The sequence below is a fragment of the Curtobacterium sp. ME-Dv--P-122a genome (assembly GCF_030209645.1).
Classification (GTDB): Bacteria; Actinomycetota; Actinomycetes; order Actinomycetales; family Microbacteriaceae; genus Curtobacterium; species Curtobacterium flaccumfaciens.
In genome coordinates this window covers 192550-210200 of the sequence record NZ_JARVRO010000008.1, presented here as the reverse complement: position 1 = coordinate 210200, position 17651 = coordinate 192550, and the positions used below count along the sequence as shown (strand labels likewise).

Below are 17651 nucleotides of genomic sequence, written 5' to 3'. Positions count from 1 at the left end.
CGGTACCCCCCGATTCTACTGATCTGGAGCACACCCGCGAATGTGCGGCATCGTCGGCCTTGTTGCGCAGGGCCCCGCCAACCAATCCATCTACGACGCACTGCTCCTCCTGCAGCACCGCGGGCAGGACTCGACGGGCATCGCCACGGTCGAGGGTCACGTGCACCACATGCACAAGACCCGCGGCCACGTGCGTGAGGCGTTCCGCACCCGCGACATGCGTGCCCTCCTCGGCACCATGGGGCTCGGACACGTCCGCTACGCCACCAAGGGCGCCGCGACGAACGAAGAAGAAGCCCAGCCGTTCTACGTGAACGCGCCCTACGGCATCGTCCTCGTCCACAACGGCAACCTCACCAACACGCGGGAGCTCACGCGTGAACTGTTCGACATCGACCGTCGTCACCTGAACACGACGAGCGACACCGAGCTCCTGGTGAACGTGCTGGCGCACGAGCTGCAGGGCCAGGTCCGCGGCGCGAACCTCGACCCGGGTCAGGTCTTCGACGCCGTCGAGCGCGTGCACGAGCGGGTCGAGGGCTCCTACGCCACGATCGCGACCATCGCCGGGCACGGGCTGCTGGCCTTCCGCGACCCGTTCGGCATCCGCCCGCTGATCCTCGGCCACAAGTTCGACGAGGCCGGGCAGCCGGAGTGGGTCGTCGCGAGCGAGTCGCTCGTGCTCGAGTCCGGCGGCTACGAGATCGTCCGCGACATCGCTCCGGGCGAGGCCGTCTTCATCGAGATGAACGGCCAGATGCACGCCCGCCAGTGCGCGAAGAACCCGCGCCTGGTGCCGTGCTCGTTCGAGTACGTCTACCTGGCGCGTCCCGACTCGGTGATGAACGGCATCTCGGTCTACGACGCGCGTCTGCGCCTCGGCAACCGTCTCGCCGACACCATCGAGCAGTACGCGCCGACCGGAGACATCGACGTGGTCATGCCGATCCCGGACTCGAGCCGTCCGGCGGCCATGCAGGTCGCCCGGAAGCTCGGCATCGAGTACCGCGAGGGGTTCTACAAGAACCGCTACGTCGGCCGCACCTTCATCATGCCGGGGCAGGCGGAGCGCAAGCGTTCGGTGCGCCAGAAGCTCAACGCGATGTCGTCCGAGTTCAAGGGCAAGAACATCCTGATCGTCGACGACTCGATCGTCCGCGGCACCACGAGCCGCGAGATCGTCGAGATGGCCCGGGCCGCGGGCGCGAACGAGGTCACGTTCACGAGCGCCGCTCCCCCTGTCCGGTTCCCGCACGTCTACGGCATCAACATGCCGACGCGCGCGGAGCTCATCGCGCACGACCGGAAGATCCCGGAGATCAACCGCGTGCTCGGCAGCGACCACCTGATCTACCAGGAGGTCGGGGACATGCGCGACGCCATCATCGAGGGCTCGGACGTGACCGACCTCGAGATGAGCTGCTTCACGGGTGAGTACGTCACGGGCACCGTGAGCCCGGAGTACCTGTCCTGGGTCGAGGCGAACCAGCTCAGCTAGGTCGCGTCCGAGACGCGACCAGACGACGGACGGGAGGTGGGCCCCACCAGCCGGTACCGGCGCACCGCGCCAGCGGGGTGACGGCCGTGCCTGGAGGGACGGTGCCAGCTGGCACCGGGCCTCCAGTCCGTTGGTCGGGAGCGGCTACGGCCGCTGGTCACCGTGGTCGTCGAGCTCACCGTCGACCGTCTCGGGCGGCAGTTCGACCTCGACGCGCTCCGCCGTCAGGCGGGCCGACCGTCGGGCGTAGACCCGGTCGAACACGACGGCGACGACCGCACCGACGAAGGCGCCGATCGTGACGCCCCACAGGCTGAAGTAGCCGACCAGGCTGCCGAAGCTGGTCTGGTCCCGCTGGCCGCCGAGGTTCATGGTGAGGGCGACCACGACGAGGGTCGCGAGGAACCCGAGCACGGCACCGCCGACGATGAACACGCCGAACTTCGGTGCACGGCGGATGGTGACCTCGTCGGGGCTGGCGACCGCGCTGGGAGCCGGTGCCGGCGTGGGGAGCGGCTGCTCGTCGGGTTGATCGGTGTTGCTCACCCGTCCATTGTCCCCCACTGTGGGACGTCCCGCGGCCTGTGCGCGGCGACCGATCCGGGAGAGGATGGACGCTACTGGTCGGTATCCCAAGCGGAGGAGGTGTGTCGGATGCGTGAACGAACCGCACCCGCCCGCCGACGCCGACCGGCCGCCCCCGCCCGCGTGGCCTGGCCCGTCGCGCAGCGCGCAGAAGAAGACCGCGCCGTCGCCGTCGTCGCCGAGCACCGGTGGAGCGTCGCGCTCGTCGGTGCCCCCGGCATCGGCAAGAGCACCGCCGCGGCGCGGGTCACCGACCGAGTCGCCGGTCGCGACGGCACCGGCCGCACGGTCGTCGTGCCGATCACGGCGGTCGCCGCGAGCCGGTCGATGCCCTTCGGCGCCGTCGCCGAGCGCTTCGGCGAGCTGCCGGCGTCCATCTCGGAGCTGTCCGACGACACCGGCGCCGAGCAGCGCTTCCGCGCGATCGAGGACCTCGTGGACCGCGACGTCCTGCTCCGCGTCGACGACGCCGACCACCTCGACGCGATCTCCGCGCGGTACGTCGCCTGGCTGGTCCGCCGGCAGGGCGCCCGGCTCGTCCTGACCTGCCGCGACTTCACGGCGCTCCCCGAGCCGCTCCGCGCACTGTGGCAGGACGACCTGCTCGAGCGCATCGACCTGCAGCCCCTGACGCTGCACGAGACCGCGGCGCTCGTGGCCGAGGCACTGGGCTCGCCGCTCGAGAACGCCTCGGCCGAGCGCGTCCACCGCGCCACCGCCGGCAACCCGCTGTACCTGCGCGAGGTGGTCCGTGCGGCGCGGGTCTCCGGCGCCCTCGACCACACCGCGACCGGGTGGTACTGGCGCGGGCGGGTGACCGCGTCGGACAGCCTCGCCGACATGTACCGCACCGAGCTCGGGTCGCTGCCGGAAGACCTGCGCGACGTCGTCGACATCGTCGCCCTCGCCGACCCGATCCCGCTCGCGCGCCTGCTCGGCCTGGTGACCGGCGGGGACGTCGACCGGGTCGTCGCGCTCGGCCTGGTCCGCATCGACTCGCTCGATGACGGCGCCGCGGTCGTCCGGCCGTCGCACCCGCTCGTCGGCGAGGTCATCCGGACCCTGGTGCCGGTGGCCCGGCGAACGGCACTCTTCGCGCGCGCCAACGCCTTCCGCACCGACCGGCCCGAGGGCGCACCGCCTGCCGCACGCCTGCGTGCCGCCCTGTGGTCGCTCGAGTGCGGGGTCCTGCCGTCGGTCGACCAGCTGCTCGACGCGGCGCAGGTCGCCGTGCGGCTGCAGGAGCACGAGAGCGGGATCGCCCTGGCCTCGGCAGCGCTCCGCACGACGCTCACGCCGACCGAGCAGGTCACGGCACACTGCCTCCGCTCGCTGGCGTACTCGTACTCGGACGGCCGCGAAGCCGGCCGCGCCGACGCCGAAGCGGCCTGGGGCGTGGCGAAGCGACACGTCGGCGACGTCACCGACGAGGCCGTCATCGAAGCGTGCGAGACGCTGGCGAACATCCGCCAGTTCCACGACGACGACGTCGCGGCCTCCGTGGCCCTGACCGACGCCGCCACTCGCCTGGTCGTGTCCGACGAGGCCGTCGAACGGCTGCGGCTGCTGCGGATGGCACACCAGGGCTGGGGCGGCGACTTCGCCGAGGTCCGGGCCGAGATCGAGCGCAGCGGCATCGTGGACGCCCCGACGATGCCGATGTCGTTCCTCGCCGTCGCACCCTGCGCCGTGATGGCGTTGGCGACCGCCGGCCGGTTGGACGACGCGTCCGCGCTCGGTCACCGTGCCCTGGCCACCGCCGTGGCGCACGTCGAGGCAGCACCCTGGAGCGTCGGCGAGAACTCCTCCGTCCTGCACCAGGTGCAGATGTGGCGCGGCGACCTGGACGACCTGATCATCGAGGTGCCCGCGGGGCGGTCCAGTCCCTACCTGAAGTACGACTTCACGCTCGAGCTCATCGGTCAGGGCAACCTGGCGATCGCACAGCGCCGCTGGGACGATGCCGTCGCCGCGTTCTCGGCGGCCTGCGAGCGGTACGACATCGCCGACCACGGCGGGTTCGCGGCCTACCCCTGGGCACGTCTGGCCCTGGCGCTCGCGTACGGCGGACGCGCGGAAGAAGCCTCCAGCGCGCTCGAACGTGCCCGGAGCACCCCGCAGCGGGCGATGCGCATCACCGGCGAGCAGGTCGCCGTGTCGATCGCCTGGACCGAGGCCGTGCTCGGCAACCCGGCCGGACTGCAGCACGCCGACGAGATCATCGAGCGCAGCACGGCCAACGGCTCGTGGACGCACGTGATGTACGGGTACGCCCTGCACCACGCGGTCGGCATGTCGCAGGGACGCGACTCGACCGGCTCGCTCGAGCGGATGCGCGACGCCGCCACCCGCGTCGACGGACCGCTCGCCGCCGCGGTGATCGAGTACGCCGACGCCGTGCGCGCCGGCGACCGTACGCGGGTGATAACGGCGCAGGGACTGCTCGCAGCACACGGCATCTCCGTGACCGCGGGGCACTCGAAACCGCCGCTGACGAAGCGCGAGTACGAGGTCGCGGAACTCGCCGCCCAGGGACTGAGCAACCGGCGGATCGCGGAGTCCCTCGGGCTCTCGACGCGGACGATCGACGCGCACCTGTCGCGCGTCTTCGCGAAGTGGGACCTGCACGCGCGGTCGGAGCTCAGCGAGCTGCTCTGAGCTGCTCGGTACTCGGCACGGCCGGTTCCGCACTCGGCACGGCCGCCTCCGCGTTCCGCGTCGGCTGTCGCGCACGCAAGAACGTTGCGGATTGCAGCACGACGCGCCGCCACGATTGACACGTTGTGTGGAACATCGCGTACCTTGGTGCCTGTCGCCGGGTTCGGACCCGTTCGGGTCGGGTCCGAATCCCGGCGACTTCAAGCTTAGGAACCCGGTCGATGCGGGCGCATCGGTAGGCACTACCTAATTCGCGCGGGAGTTCTCCGCAGGCGCTTCCGCCGCGGCGGCTCGGTGCCTGCGGATCGGTGCCGGCGGTCCGGTGCCGGCGGTCCGGTGCCGGCGACTCGCAGGGTCAGGCGCCGGGGGCGGGCAGCCGGACCGGCAGGAACGCCGTCAGGTCGGCGCGCGAGCCCGAGGCGCTGACGCGTGACTGCGCGACCGCCTCGGACCAGGTCAGCTCGCCGGACGCGAGTGCCAGCCACGTGGTGGCGTCGGTCTCGACCACGTTCGGCGGTGTGCCACGGGTGTGCCGGGGTCCGGGCACGGCCTGGACGGCGGCGAACGGCGGCACCCGCACCTCGACGCTGTTGCCCGGCACCTCGTCCGCCAGGCACTGCAACGTCCACCGAACCGCGGTCGCGACGGCCGGTCGGGCCGTCTCCCCACGACGCACGGCAGCAAGTGCCGCTCGCCCGTCGGCGTCCTCGATCCTCCTGGGTGGCATCTCCACAGGCTAGCCCTCGCATCGCGGGCGGCGAGTCGGGCTGGGTAGGGTGATCGGGTGCGAATCCTCGTCCTCGGTTCCGGTGCCCGCGAGCACGCGATCATCACGGCCCTCCTCGCTGAGCATGCGGGCCACGTCATCACGGCAGCGCCCGGCAACGCCGGCATCGCCGCCGACGTCGAGACCGTCTCCCTCGACCCCACCAACGGTGCGCTCGTCGCGGAGTACGCGATCGAGAACGACGTCGAGCTCGTCGTCGTGGGCCCCGAGGCCCCGCTCATCGCCGGTGTGGCCGACCCGGTGCGCACCCGCGGCATCCCGGTGTTCGGGCCGGGCAAGGCCGCCGCGCAGCTCGAGGGCTCGAAGGCGTTCGCCAAGCGGATCATGGGCGAGGCCGGTGTGCCCACGGGGCGTCCGGTCTACGCGGGCACGGCGGACGAAGCCGTCGCCGCGATCGACGAGCTCGGCGCCCCGTACGTGGTCAAGGCGGACGGGCTCGCCGCCGGCAAGGGCGTGCTCGTGACCGACGACCGCCAGGCCGCGATCGACCACGCCACCTACTGGCTCCAGCACGGACACGTCGTGGTCGAGGAGTTCCTCGACGGCGAAGAGGTCTCGTTGTTCTTCCTGAGCGACGGGCACGACGTCCGCGCGCTCAGCCCCGCCCAGGACTACAAGCGCCTGGCCGACGGCGACCTCGGACCGAACACCGGCGGCATGGGTGCGTACTCGCCGCTGCCGTGGCTCGCCGACCGCTGGCCGTCCGAGCGGGCCTTCGTCGACGAGGTCACCGAGCTCGTCGCGCTGCCGACCGTCCGCCGCCTCGAGCACGAGGGCACGCCGTTCGTCGGGCTCCTGTACTGCGGGCTCATCGTCACCGAGCAGGGCGTCCGCGTGATCGAGTTCAACGCACGCTTCGGTGACCCGGAGACGCAGGTCGTGCTCCCCCGCCTGGCCACGCCGCTCAGCGAACTCCTGCTGGCCGCCGCCACCGGGCAGCTCGGTGCCGTGCCCGCACCCGTGTTCCGCGACGAGGTCGCCGTGACCGTCGTCCTGGCGAGCGAGGGCTACCCGGAGAACCCGCAGACCGGCCGACCCATCACCGGCATCGACGACGCGAACGCCCGCGACGGCGTCTCCGTCGCGCACGCCGCCACCGGCGTCCTCGACGACACACTCGTCGCCACGGGCGGCCGGGTGCTCAGCGTCGTCGCGACCGGGTCGGACTTCGCCCAGGCACGCGAGCGCGCCTACGCCGGGCTCGGCGACATCACGCTCGAGGGCGCGCAGTTCCGCACCGACATCGCCGCGAAGGTCGCGAAGTGAGCGCCCCCGCGCCGATCGCCGGCTGGCGGCACGTCTCGTCCGGCAAGGTCCGCGAGCTCTACGTGCCCGAGGGCACCGCCGACCTGGCGAGTGCGTCCGAGCTGCTGCTCGTCGCCTCGGACCGGGTCAGCGCGTACGACTTCGCGCTCGAGCCGCCGATCCCGGGCAAGGGCGAACTGCTGACCCGCCTGTCGCGGTTCTGGTTCACCCAGCTGAGCGACGTCCCGAACCACATCATCGGCCCGTCCTCGGGTGGTACCCCGGTGCCCGCCGAGGTCGAGGCACGGTCGATGCACGTCATGCCGCTCACGATGTTCCCCGTCGAGTGCGTCGTGCGCGGGTACCTGGTCGGCAGTGGCTGGGCCGAGTACCAGGAGACCGGCAGCGTGTGCGGCGTCGCGCTGCCCGCGGGCCTGTCCAACGGTGACCGCCTGCCGGAACCGATCTACACGCCGGCGTACAAGGCGGCCCAGGGCGAGCACGACGAGAACATCTCGTACGAGCAGACCGTCGACCTGGTCGGCGCCGAGACCGCGGCCACCCTGCGCGAGCTCTCGCTGCACGTCTACACCGAGGCCGCGGCCATCGCCCTCGAGCGGGACGTCGTCATCGCGGACACCAAGTTCGAGTTCGGGCAGGACGCCACCGGCCGGATCCGCATCGCCGACGAGGTCCTGACGAGCGACTCCAGCCGCTACTGGGACGCCCGCTCCGCCGACCGCACCGACTCGTTCGACAAGCAGATCGTGCGGGACTGGCTCAGCGCGCACTGGGACCGCCAGGGCACGCCGCCGGTGCTCCCGGACGAGATCGTCGAGCGCACCGCGGCGCGCTACGCCGAGCTGATCGAGCGCCTCGGCGCCTGACGCCGCACCCGGCCCGCGCCCAGCCGGCGGTCACGACACCCCGCTCACGTCCGTCGAGCGGTCACGAACCGTCGGCCGGGGCCCCGCCAACCGACGGTTCGCGACCACTCGGCGGCCCACCCACGACACGTCGCGACCACTCGACCGGCGACGACCCGCCGCGCGACCGCCGACGAGCCAGCCGACGGTCCTCGACCGCTCAGGACTCGAGCGCCTCGAGAGCGCCGACGGCCTCGCGCGCCACCACGACGACGGTCAGGTCGTCGCCCGGGTCGTGCTCGGCGACACGCGCGCGCACCCGCTGCAGGAACGTCTCGACATCCGGGGACTCCCGGTACAGCGATCCGAGCTCCGACAGCGCCGCGAGCGTGGAGTCCCAGAGTTCGAGCGCGCCGTCCGTCACGACGATGAGCACGTCACCGGGCCGGAGCACGAGCGAGCCGGCCGCGCGGGGCATCCCTGCGGGGTGCAGCCCGATCGGCAGGTCCGACGACCGCAGGATCCGCTCGGCACCGTCGTCACGGAGCTGCAGCACGAGCCCGTGGCCGGCGTCGGCGAAGTCGAGTCGCCCGGTGGACGGGGTCAGCCGGCCGTGGAACATCGTCGCGAAGGACTCGGCACGGCTGAGCTCGGGGGCGACCTGCGCCTCGAGCTCGGCGACTGCGGTGCCCGGGTCCTGGTCGCCGCGGGCGAGCAGGCCTCCGCGGATGTTCGCGGCGAGGAGCCCGGCGGACATCCCCTTGCCCATGACGTCCGACACGGTCAGGTGGACCGAGTCCTCGCCGGAACGGTGCCAGTCGTGGAAGTCACCGGAGACGAGCCCGTGCGGGATCGACATCCCCGTGATCCGGTAGCCGGGAACCTGCACCTCGGCCGGCTGCAGGCCGTTGAGCACGGTGCGCAGGCGGTCCTCGTCGGCTCCGGCGAGCAGTTCGCGCTCTGCCCAGATGCCGAGTTCCTGCAGCAGTTCGAGCTCGTCGGCGTCGAGGGTGCGCGGCTCGGGGTCGATCAGGCAGAGGGTGCCGATCTTCAGGTCGTCGTCGCCGGCACGGAGCCCGACACCGGCGTAGAACCGGACGTTCGGATCGCCGAGCACCATCGGCAGGTCCGCGTACCGGGCGTCCACCCGGGCATCCGGGACGACCACGGGCCCCTGCTCGCCCAGGGTCCGGCCGCAGAAGGTGTCCTGCAGCGGGATGACCGGGCCGAAGGCTGCGTCGCTCTGCTGCGACTTGATGGTCAGGGTGGTCTCGCCGGCCAGGTTGAGGAACGAGCCGGAGACCCCGAGGGCCTCGCGCGCGATCCGGGTGATCCGTTCGAACCGTTCCTCGACGCCACCGTCGACCACGTCGAGTGCCGCGATCAGGGCCGCTCGCCGAACGGCATGGGCCCCGGTCGTCGCGGGCACGGACATCGCGGTTTCCGGCTGCATGCTCCCACGGTAACGCGCGGAACGGACAGGGCCTGGCCCCAGTCCGGAGGGCGCAAGTGGTCGGGCGCGGCGGCGTACCCTGGTCGTCGTGCTCCGAGTCGTCCCCGCAACCGTCCTCGGCGTGGCCGCGCTCCTGGCCCTCGCCGGCTGTGGCGCCCACGACTCCACCGGCCAGGTGTCGGTCACGGTGTCGTCGAACGCCGCCGACCACCCCTACGAGGTCAAGGTGTTCGCCTCGACCGGCAAGCTCTCCGAGCACCAGCGGGTGTTCCCGGGCGGCACGGCCGACTTCGCGGGCGTTCCCCTCGGCAAGGTCACGGTCCGCGCCGGCGACCTCTGCCCGCAGACGACCAAGGTGTCCGACGGCGTGGTCGCGACGGTGACCCTCACCACGACCGGCTGCTGACACCGGCCGCTGACCCCACCCGTCACCCAGACGACGGGCTGCCGACCCCCTCCGCGACCAGGTGCTCCACCCGCGGCTCGCCCGCGACCTCGCGCACCGCCTGCAGGGTCCGCGCGTCGTCCCCGGTCTGCCGGACCTCGTGCTGGTCGACGTGCTCCTGCCACGAGCCCACCCGGAACGCCTCCACCCAGGCGTCCGGCCCGGTCGCGGCGTCCCGGTAGAGGTTCCAGTCACGGGCACCGGTCCGCCGACGACTCCGCCCGAGCCGTTCGGCACGTGCTCGGAACTCGTCGACCGCGTCCGCGGGGACCGTCCAGTGCAGCAGCACGAGGGTCTCCCCCGTCGCAGTGCCGTGGTCGTCCGCCACGAACACCTCGTCCCCGAACGGCATCGGCGTCACGGCACGCTGGCGGTCGGTGAGCACCGGGAACCCGGACACGAGCAGCAGCGCGGCACTGAGCGCGGTCAGGACTCCGGCCCCGGCGAGCACCCCCGTCACCCCGAGCGGCGTGGCGACCGCGCCGGCGAGCGCCGCACCGATCGCGGTGCAGCCGAACAGCACGAGCTGGTAGGCGGCGAGCCCGCGGGTCCGGACCCAGGCGGGCAGGAACGCCTGCACGGTGCCGTTCAGCGTCGTCACCACGGCGATCCAGGCCACCCCGCCGACCAGCAGCGCGACGAGTACGACCGCCAGCACGGGGACGAGCGCGACGACGGTGGTGCAGACACCGAACACCACCGAGGCGATGCCGACCGTGCGGCCGATGCCGAGCCGCGCACGGACCGCCGGCATCAGGAACGCCCCGCCGACGGACCCGATGCCGACGGCGGCGAGCAGCAGTCCGTACCCGCCGGAGGACAGCCCGAGCGAGCCGTCGGCGACGAGCGGCAGGAGTGCCCAGAGCGCGTTCGCGGGCACCATGAAGACGGCGAGCTGCACGAGCAGCCGGCGGACGACGGCCGCGTGCAGGACGTACCGCAGCCCGGCGCGGGTGGCGTCGATGAACGGTTCGGCCCGCGTCTCGGGGCGTTGGTAGCCGCGCCAGGCGACGAGCACCACCAGGAAGAGCGCGAACGACAGCGCGTTGGCGGCGAACACGAACGGCACGCCGAGCTGCGCGATCACCACCCCGGCGAGCGCCGGTCCGATCGCCCGGGCGACGTTGACGCCGACGGAGCTGAGCGCCGCGGCGTCGGTGATCGCGGCGCGCGGCACGATCTCGGGCACGAGCGCCTGGTACGCGGGCAGCTGGAGCGCCGAGGCGGTCCCGAGCAGGAACGTGACGGTGAGCAGGAGCGCCGGGGTCATGTCGCCGGTCGCGGTGAGCACGGTCATCACGACGCCGACGACCACCTGGAACGCCTGCACGCCGATGAGCAGCTTCCGTCGGTCGACGAACTCGCCGATCACCCCGGCGGGGATCCCGACGAGCAGCACCGGCAGGCTCGACGCGGTCTGCACGAGGGCGACGACGACGGGTGCGGCGTGCTCGTCGACGAGCAGCCACTGCGCGCCGACGGTCTGCATCCAGCTGCCGATGTTGCTCACCAGCACCGCGATCCACAGGGCGCGGAAGACCGGGATCGCGAGCGGCGCCAGGGCGCCGCCGCGGGGTGCCGGGGTGGTGCGTTCCGTGGTCACGTCGCCTCCTGGGGTGGGACGGGGAGATCCTGGAGGCGCGGTGCGCGTCGGGCGCACGCCGCGCCTCCAGGGATGGTCGGGTCAGGCGGCGGCGTCGGTCGCGCTGGTCGCGGCGACGGCGCGCTCGATGACGTCGGCGACGTCCTTCGGGTGGGTCTGCATGACCAGGTGCGGGGCGGCGATCTCGGTCACGTCGGTGATGCCGGCGCGGGAGTAGCCGAAGCGCTCGACCTCGGGGTTGATGGTGTGGTCGTCGGACGAGACGATCGCCCACGCGGGGGTGGTCTTCCACGCGGCGGCGGACGCCGGCTCGCCGAAGGCGGCACCGGACAGCGGGCGCTGCGAGACGGCGAGCACCTCGGCGACGCGCGGGTCGACCCCGGCGGCGAAGACCTGCGGGAACGCGTCGATCGCGACGGAGACGTCGGTGCCGTCCTCGGCGCCGGCGACCGGGTACGGCGTGTACACCAGGTTCGCGGCGAGGTCGGAGTCGGGGAACCCGCCCTGCAGCTGCCCGAGGCTCTCGCCGACCTCGAGCACGTAGCCGGAGACGTAGACCAGTCCGACGACGTTCTCGGCCTCGCCGGCGACGGTGATCACGGCCCCGCCGTACGAGTGACCGGCGAGGACGACCGGCCCGTCGACGTGCTCGGCGACGGCGCGGATCGAGGCGGCGTCCTCGGCGAGGCTGCGGTTGTAGACCGGCGGGACGAGGACGGTGTGGCCGCGGTCGAGCATCTCGCGGGTGACGGGTGCCCAGCTGGCGGAGTCGGCGAACGCGCCGTGGACGAGGACGATGGTCGGTGCAGCCATGTGCGGGTCTCCTTCGTGACGAACGTCTGGGTGGTGCGGGGACCGGGGGTCCCGGCGTCGTCACGCTAGGGCTGGGGGTGCTGCGTCGTCGTGTCCCTGTCGTTGCCCGTCACCCCCGACGACAGCGCGTGCCGGCGGCCCCGGGTGCGGCGCACGGTGCCCTCCGACGGTCGGACACACCGCGCCGGGGTCCCCCTGCGGGGCGGAGGCACCGCGACGGGGTCCCCGCCGGGGCCCCCTTCTCCCCCCTGCTCCACGGCCCGGCCGGTTAGCGTGATCGCATGGAACACGAGGACGGCACGACGACGACGTCGGCCCAGGACTTCGTGGACGCGCTCGCCGAGCCGGTCGTGGTCTTCGACCGCCACCTGGACGTCGTGGCGGCGAACCGGCTCGCCGGTGCCCTGTCCGCGTCCCTCACCGTCGGCACGAACCTGGCGCGGTTCACCTTCCTGAACCCCTGGGTCGAGGACTCGGTGGACGGCTGGGAGGCCGAGGCGCACCGCACCGCCGCGATGCTCCGGGACTCGCTGGACGAGCACGACGCCGACGACCGGTTCCAGGAACTCCTGGGCGAGCTGATGGCCAGGAGCACGACGTTCGCGACCGAGTGGGCTGGCGGAGCGGTCCGGCCGACTCGCCGCGGGGAGTCGGCGTTCGAGAACCCGCTCGTGGGCCGGATCGACCTGCGGTGGGAGCAACTGCGTCGGCTGGAGGACCCCGAGCACGTGCTCGTGGTGTGGACGGCGGCGGACGAGGAGTCCGCCGCACGGCTCACGACGCTCCGCGGGCTGCTCGACGAGGGCGCGACGACCGCCTGACCGGCGAGCGCGGCCACCGTGACGACCGCTCGGCTACCCCACCGCGGTCTCGCCCGCGACCGGTTCCCGGCGCGCGGTGCCCTGCTGCACCTGCGCGGCGAGGTACGCGACGGCCGCGGCTGCCGGCGTGCCGGGGTCGGCCCAGAAGGTGACGAGTACGTGCGAGCTGCCCGGGATCGCGAGGTTCTGCCAGCGGAACTCGACCCACCCGATCGGGTCGATCCAGTGCCGCGAGACCCCGGTGCGCTGCACGGCGACGTCGTGCCGCGCCCAGATGCGGGCGAACTCCGGGTCCTGCAGGGTCAGCGTGCCGACGATCTCCTGCAGCCGGGGGTCCTCGGGCTCGGCGTGCAGCCGGAGCGCGGCGACGACCCGGTGCGCGGTGCGGTCCCAGTCGGCGGCGTGCTGCCGGGACGCCTCGGAGAACATCTGCAGGACGAGGTTCGCGCCCGGCTCCATGTAGCCGGGGCCGAGGGCGCTCGCCAGGGCGTTGGACAGGATGATGTCCTGGTTGCGGTCCATCACGAACGCCGGGGTGTGCGACCACTGCGCGAGCAGCGACCGGACCGAGTCGTCGAGTCCCGGCGGCACGACCCCCTCGGGGCGGCGGCGTTCGGCGTGCGCGAGGCGGCGCAGGTAGTCGACGGCCTCGTGGTCGAGCCGCAGGGCCCGGCCGAGCGCCACGAGCACCTGGTCGGACGGCTGGTGGTCGCGGCCGCGTTCGAGCCGCAGGTAGTACTCGGGGCTGATGCCCGCGAGCCGCGCGACCTCTTCACGGCGCAGGCCGTCCACTCGTCGTCCGGGCTCGCGGGTGAGGCCGACGTCCTCGGGCTGGACGAGTGCCCGACGGGCGCGGAGGTACTGCCCCAGTTCGGACCGTCGCGCATCCACGCGAGCAGGATAGCCGGAATCCGCAAAGAACGCGAGAACTACCGTTCTCCGGGTGTGCCGCTCCGCGCGATGGTCTGGTGCGGCGGCTCCCCGAACCGCTCCCGGTAGTACGCCGCGAACCGCCCGAGGTGGGTGAACCGCCACCGCCGCGCGACCTCGCTGACGAGCAGCGCGCGGGAACCCGGCCGCCCCAGCTCCAGGTGCACCCGGTCGAGCCGGACCTCGCGCAGGTACTGCATGGGGGTGACGCCGAGACGACGGCGGAACAGGTCCTGCAGGCCGCGCTCGCTCAGGTCGCAGGCCGCTGCGACGTCCGCCACGGTCAGCGTCCGGTCGGCGTGGTCGTGCACGAAGCCGATCGCCCGCCGCATCCGGTCCGCGACGTCCGATCGCGACCGGGCGAAGGTCGACAGGACGACGGTCGCGATCCGCCGGTTCAGGGCCGCACGGTCGTCGGCGGGCAGGGCCGGGTCGAGGATGCGCCCGGAGGCCTCGCGCAGCAGTGCCCGCAGCGGCTCGAGTGCCGGATCGGCCGCGTCCGGCTGCCCGAACACCGAGGACTCCCCCGTGTCGCCGAGCAGCGACGGCGACAGGTGCAGCAGCGTCGTGGCGGTCGCGTCGGTCTCGAACCCGTACGCGACGGACGCCGAGAGCATCATCGGCCGCTCGGCGCCGACCTCCCAGTGCTCGCCGTCGTCCGCGGTCAGGCTGGCCCGGCCGTCGGCGAGCCAGAACACGACGTGGTCGGGGCGTGGACCGATCGTCCCCGACCGCTTGCCCGGCGTCGCGATCCGGTGGATCGACAGGTCGTCGTCCCCGCCGGTCTCGTAGCGGAAGCCCTCGTCGTCCGCGGTCACGGCGTCGGGACCCGGTCCCACTCGTCGCCGTACCGGGACAGCACCGACCACCGCGAGATCGGCCACGTGGTCACGAAGGCGCGCCCGACTACGTCGTCGACCGGCACGGTGCCGTGCACACGCGAGTCCGCGGAGTCGTAGCGGTTGTCGCCCATCACCCAGATGCGCCCCTCCGGCACGGTGATCTCGAAGTCCTTCCCGGCGACGCGGTCCGACCCGCGTTCGAGCACGACGTAGGGCTCGTCCACCGCGTGCCCGTTCACCGACAGACGGCCCCGGGCGTCGCAGCACGACACCGTGTCGCCCGGCAGGCCGATGACCCGCTTGATCAGGTCATCGCCCTGGCCCATGCCGAGCCAGCCGCCCGGGTCCTGGAACACCACGACGTCACCGCGCTGCAGCGGGACGACCCCGGGCACGAGCTCGTTGACGAGCACCCGGTCCCCGATGAGCAGTGTGTTCTGCATCGAGGCCGAGGGGATGTAGAAGGAACGGACCAGGTACGCCTTCACCAGGAAGGACGCCAACAGCGCCACGACGACGATGATGACGAGGTCGCGCAGGAACCGCAGCCCGCCGCGTTTCGGCTCGCTGTCGGGGGCGGGTTCGGAGTGAGGTTCGGCGTGGGCGTGCGTGTCACTCAATGCGTCAACACCACCTTGACGACACCGATCACGAACGCCACCGCGGCGAGCACGATCCCGCCCCACAGCCCGAGGAACGTGGGCTGCTTCCCGCTGAACCGCTGCATGAACACGCCCACCAGCCCGATGCGCACCACCAGGATCACGGTCGCGGCGATCTGCGCCCACTCGGCCGGCAGCCACCCGATCCAGGCAGCCGCGTAGAGCACCGCCGGGATCAGCCCGGAGGTCGCGATCGGGTTGGCGTTCCGGACGATCGTCGCGACCGAGTCGCGGCGCGCAGCGCGGTCCGCAGCGGACTCCTCGCCGTCGTCGCCGAGCCCGTGCGCGACCAGGTGCGCGAGCACGTGCGCCAGGTACGTCAGCACCGCGGTCGCCAGGACGGTCGCCACCGCGGCGCCGTGGTGGATCTGCTCCGGGTTCACCGCGATCGCGACGGCGAGCACCGTGATGTTGCCGTAGATGTACGACGACATCCGGTCGCGGACGTGCTCGAGCGGCAGGTCGCGGGGGTCCGGGCGACCGCCGCGGGGTCCGCGCCCCGGTCGGGAGGGCCGTCGTGTGCGTGGCATCCGTCCATCTTGGCCCCAGCGGTCGGCCGTCCGCCGACAGGACACCGGGTGCGATGGTCACACGGGTGGCCGGTTCCGGCAGACTGGGTGCCGATCGGTGCGACGGAGCGCCGGACAGGAGGCACGGATGACGTCCGCACGACCACTCGCCCTGGTGACCGGGGTGGGCCGCAGAGCCGGCATCGGCGCAGCGCTCGCCACCCGGCTGGCGACCGACGGCTGGGACCTCGCCATCTCGTGGTGGGGGCCCTACGACGACCGCGTGAGCGGCGGGGCGGACCCGGACGGGGTCGAGTCGGTGGTGCAGGAGTGCGAGGCGGCGGGAGCACGGGTGACGCGCCTCCCGGTCGACCTGGAGGACCCGGAGCAGGCGGCCGCACTCGTCGGCCGCGCCGAGGCGGAAGCCGGCGCCCCGGTCACCGCCCTCGTCATGTCGCACTGCGAGTCCGTCGACTCCGACTTCCGCACCACCACGGTCGAGTCGTGGGACCGCCACTTCGCCGTGAACGCCCGCGCCCCGTTCCTGCTCGTGCAGGCCTACGCGGCCGGGCTCGAGCGCGCCGGGGACGCCGCACCGCGCGACCGACGCCGGATCGTCGCCCTGACGAGCGACCACATCGCGTACAACCTGCCGTACGGGGCGTCGAAGGGCGCGCTCGACCGGATCGTGTTCGGCGCCGCGAAGGAGCTCGGCAGCCTCGGTGTCAGCGCCAACGTGGTGAACCCGGGCCCGAACGACACCGGCTGGATGTCCGACGAGGTCAAGGGGTGGGCCGTCGAGGGCACCCCGCTCGGCCGACTCGGACGCCCGTCGGACACCGCCGCGCTCGTCGGGTTCCTCTGCTCGGAGCAGGGCGCGTGGGTGAACGGACAGCTGCTGAAGTCGGACGGCGGGATCTCGAACAGCGCCTGACGCACCGATCTGGTTGACGCGTCATCGAATTGGTTGACGCGTCAACCAATTCGGCGCACACTAGGTGCATGCAAACGCACGAACTGCTCGCGGCCGACACCGGGATGGGCGCCGTCACGCTCCGCGTCGCCGACCTCGACGCGATGATCCGGTACTACCGCGACGGCGTGCGGCTGTCGCTGCTCTCCCACGACGGCGGCGTCGCCGTGCTCGGCCGGGGCAGCACGCCGATCGTGGTCCTCGAGCACGCACCCGCGATGCGGCACGCCGGACCCCGCGAGGCCGGCCTGTTCCACACGGCGATCCTGTTCGACACCCGTGCCGACCTGGCCGCCGCGCTGTACTCGGTCGCCACGCAGTACCCGGCGGGCTTCACCGGCAGCGCCGACCACCTGGTGAGCAACGCGTTCTACTTCACCGATCCCGAGGGCAACGGCGTCGAGCTGTACTGGGACCGCGACCGCACCGAGTGGTCGTGGACGCACGGCATGGTCGACATGGACACGAAGTACGTCGACCCGAACGCGTTCCTGCAGTCCCACCTGACGCAGGACGCCCTGGACACCGCCGCGGCACGCCCGGGCAAGGTCGGCCACGTGCACCTGTCCGTCGGCGACGTCGCCACCGCACGCTCCTTCTACGTGGACACCCTCGGCTTCGAGACCACCGCCGGCTTCGGCGAGGCACTGTTCGTCAGCGCCGGCGGGTACCACCACCACATGGCCATGAACACCTGGAACTCCCGCGGCGCCGGGCGTCGACAGCTCGCACTCGGCCTGGGGCTCGTGCGCATCGAGGTCCCCGCGGCCGACGACCTCGGCGCCCTGACCGAACGCATGCGGCACGGCGGCGTCGAGCTCGCCGACGACGGCCGGACAGTCGCGTTCGACGACCCCTGGGCGAACCGCATCGAGGTGACCACGCCCGGTCGCGGCTGACACGTCGCGGCACTTCGCGCTGACCGACACCCCACGCGCGCCCGGACCCGCGAGGTGTCGCC

General features: G+C 72.7%; 17 protein-coding genes. 8 read left to right on the top strand and 9 right to left on the bottom strand.

What is annotated here, in order from left to right; all coding sequences use genetic code 11:
* Positions 1–40 precede the first annotated feature (40 nt).
* The gene (gene purF / locus QRN49_RS10170; protein ID WP_027465037.1) at positions 41–1498 is read left to right on the top strand and encodes an amidophosphoribosyltransferase; all 1458 of its coding nucleotides are present in this window, start codon (positions 41–43) and stop codon (positions 1496–1498) included.
* A 144-nt stretch (positions 1499–1642) separates the two neighbouring features.
* Here purF and QRN49_RS10165 read toward each other — a convergent pair whose 3' ends face one another.
* Complete coding sequence (locus QRN49_RS10165; protein WP_110858851.1) at positions 1643–2044, bottom strand: hypothetical protein; 402 nt, start codon at positions 2042–2044, stop codon at positions 1643–1645.
* Positions 2045–2152: 108 nt separating this feature from the next.
* Here QRN49_RS10165 and QRN49_RS10160 point away from each other — a divergent pair, with 108 nt between their 5' ends.
* On the top strand, positions 2153–4741 hold the full coding sequence (locus QRN49_RS10160; RefSeq protein WP_259475519.1) for a helix-turn-helix transcriptional regulator: 2589 nt from the start codon (positions 2153–2155) through the stop codon (positions 4739–4741).
* Between the two features lie 355 nt (positions 4742–5096).
* On the opposite strand, the gene QRN49_RS10155 is transcribed toward QRN49_RS10160, so the two are convergent.
* On the bottom strand, positions 5097–5468 hold the full coding sequence (locus QRN49_RS10155; protein WP_111224905.1) for a sterol carrier family protein: 372 nt from the start codon (positions 5466–5468) through the stop codon (positions 5097–5099).
* Positions 5469–5525: 57 nt separating this feature from the next.
* Between QRN49_RS10155 and purD the strand changes: the two genes are divergently transcribed.
* Both purD and QRN49_RS10145 read left to right on the top strand, forming a co-directional pair.
* Positions 5526–6794, top strand: coding sequence for a phosphoribosylamine--glycine ligase (gene purD / locus QRN49_RS10150; protein ID WP_284755542.1), 1269 nt, complete (start codon positions 5526–5528; stop codon positions 6792–6794).
* Positions 6791–7660, top strand: coding sequence for a phosphoribosylaminoimidazolesuccinocarboxamide synthase (locus QRN49_RS10145; protein ID WP_111024227.1), 870 nt, complete (start codon positions 6791–6793; stop codon positions 7658–7660). Before purD ends, QRN49_RS10145 begins: the two co-directional genes overlap by 4 nt.
* 199 nt (positions 7661–7859) lie before the next feature.
* Here QRN49_RS10145 and QRN49_RS10140 read toward each other — a convergent pair whose 3' ends face one another.
* The gene (locus QRN49_RS10140) at positions 7860–9092 is read right to left on the bottom strand and encodes a PP2C family protein-serine/threonine phosphatase (RefSeq protein ID WP_284755539.1); all 1233 of its coding nucleotides are present in this window, start codon (positions 9090–9092) and stop codon (positions 7860–7862) included.
* Positions 9093–9180: 88 nt separating this feature from the next.
* Here QRN49_RS10140 and QRN49_RS10135 point away from each other — a divergent pair, with 88 nt between their 5' ends.
* Positions 9181–9498: a hypothetical protein gene (locus tag QRN49_RS10135; RefSeq protein ID WP_284755537.1), complete on the top strand. Its 318-nt coding sequence runs from the start codon at positions 9181–9183 to the stop codon at positions 9496–9498.
* Between the two features lie 22 nt (positions 9499–9520).
* On the opposite strand, the gene QRN49_RS10130 is transcribed toward QRN49_RS10135, so the two are convergent.
* Together QRN49_RS10130 and QRN49_RS10125 are read right to left on the bottom strand one after the other, a co-directional pair.
* Positions 9521–11140: an MFS transporter gene (locus QRN49_RS10130; protein WP_284755535.1), complete on the bottom strand. Its 1620-nt coding sequence runs from the start codon at positions 11138–11140 to the stop codon at positions 9521–9523.
* An 81-nt stretch (positions 11141–11221) separates the two neighbouring features.
* Positions 11222–11953: an alpha/beta fold hydrolase gene (locus QRN49_RS10125; protein WP_284755533.1), complete on the bottom strand. Its 732-nt coding sequence runs from the start codon at positions 11951–11953 to the stop codon at positions 11222–11224.
* Positions 11954–12234: 281 nt separating this feature from the next.
* Between QRN49_RS10125 and QRN49_RS10120 the strand changes: the two genes are divergently transcribed.
* Entirely contained in the window at positions 12235–12774 is a 540-nt protein-coding gene (locus QRN49_RS10120; RefSeq protein ID WP_284755531.1) for an MmyB family transcriptional regulator, read from the top strand.
* Between the two features lie 33 nt (positions 12775–12807).
* Here the strand turns inward: QRN49_RS10120 and QRN49_RS10115 are convergent, their stop codons facing one another.
* The 4 genes from QRN49_RS10115 to QRN49_RS10100 are packed head-to-tail and all read right to left on the bottom strand — an operon-like array spanning position 12808 to position 15738.
* Positions 12808–13665, bottom strand: coding sequence for a helix-turn-helix domain-containing protein (locus QRN49_RS10115; protein ID WP_209133104.1), 858 nt, complete (start codon positions 13663–13665; stop codon positions 12808–12810).
* A 38-nt stretch (positions 13666–13703) separates the two neighbouring features.
* The gene (locus tag QRN49_RS10110; RefSeq protein ID WP_284755529.1) at positions 13704–14543 is read right to left on the bottom strand and encodes a helix-turn-helix transcriptional regulator; all 840 of its coding nucleotides are present in this window, start codon (positions 14541–14543) and stop codon (positions 13704–13706) included.
* A complete protein-coding gene (gene lepB / locus QRN49_RS10105; RefSeq protein ID WP_284755527.1) occupies positions 14519–15166 on the bottom strand; it encodes a signal peptidase I in 648 nt (215 codons plus the stop codon). The genes QRN49_RS10110 and lepB overlap by 25 nt, the downstream gene beginning before the upstream one ends.
* Positions 15163–15738 (bottom strand): hypothetical protein, encoded by a 576-nt coding sequence (locus QRN49_RS10100; protein ID WP_139196520.1) that lies wholly within the window; start codon positions 15736–15738, stop codon positions 15163–15165. Before QRN49_RS10100 ends, lepB begins: the two co-directional genes overlap by 4 nt.
* Before the next feature lie 127 nt (positions 15739–15865).
* On the opposite strand from QRN49_RS10100, the gene QRN49_RS10095 reads away from it, so the two are divergent.
* The gene (locus QRN49_RS10095) at positions 15866–16651 is read left to right on the top strand and encodes an SDR family oxidoreductase (protein ID WP_071405848.1); all 786 of its coding nucleotides are present in this window, start codon (positions 15866–15868) and stop codon (positions 16649–16651) included.
* Positions 16652–16719: 68 nt separating this feature from the next.
* Complete coding sequence (locus QRN49_RS10090) at positions 16720–17589, top strand: VOC family protein (protein WP_284755522.1); 870 nt, start codon at positions 16720–16722, stop codon at positions 17587–17589.
* The last annotated feature ends 62 nt before the right edge of the window (positions 17590–17651 follow it).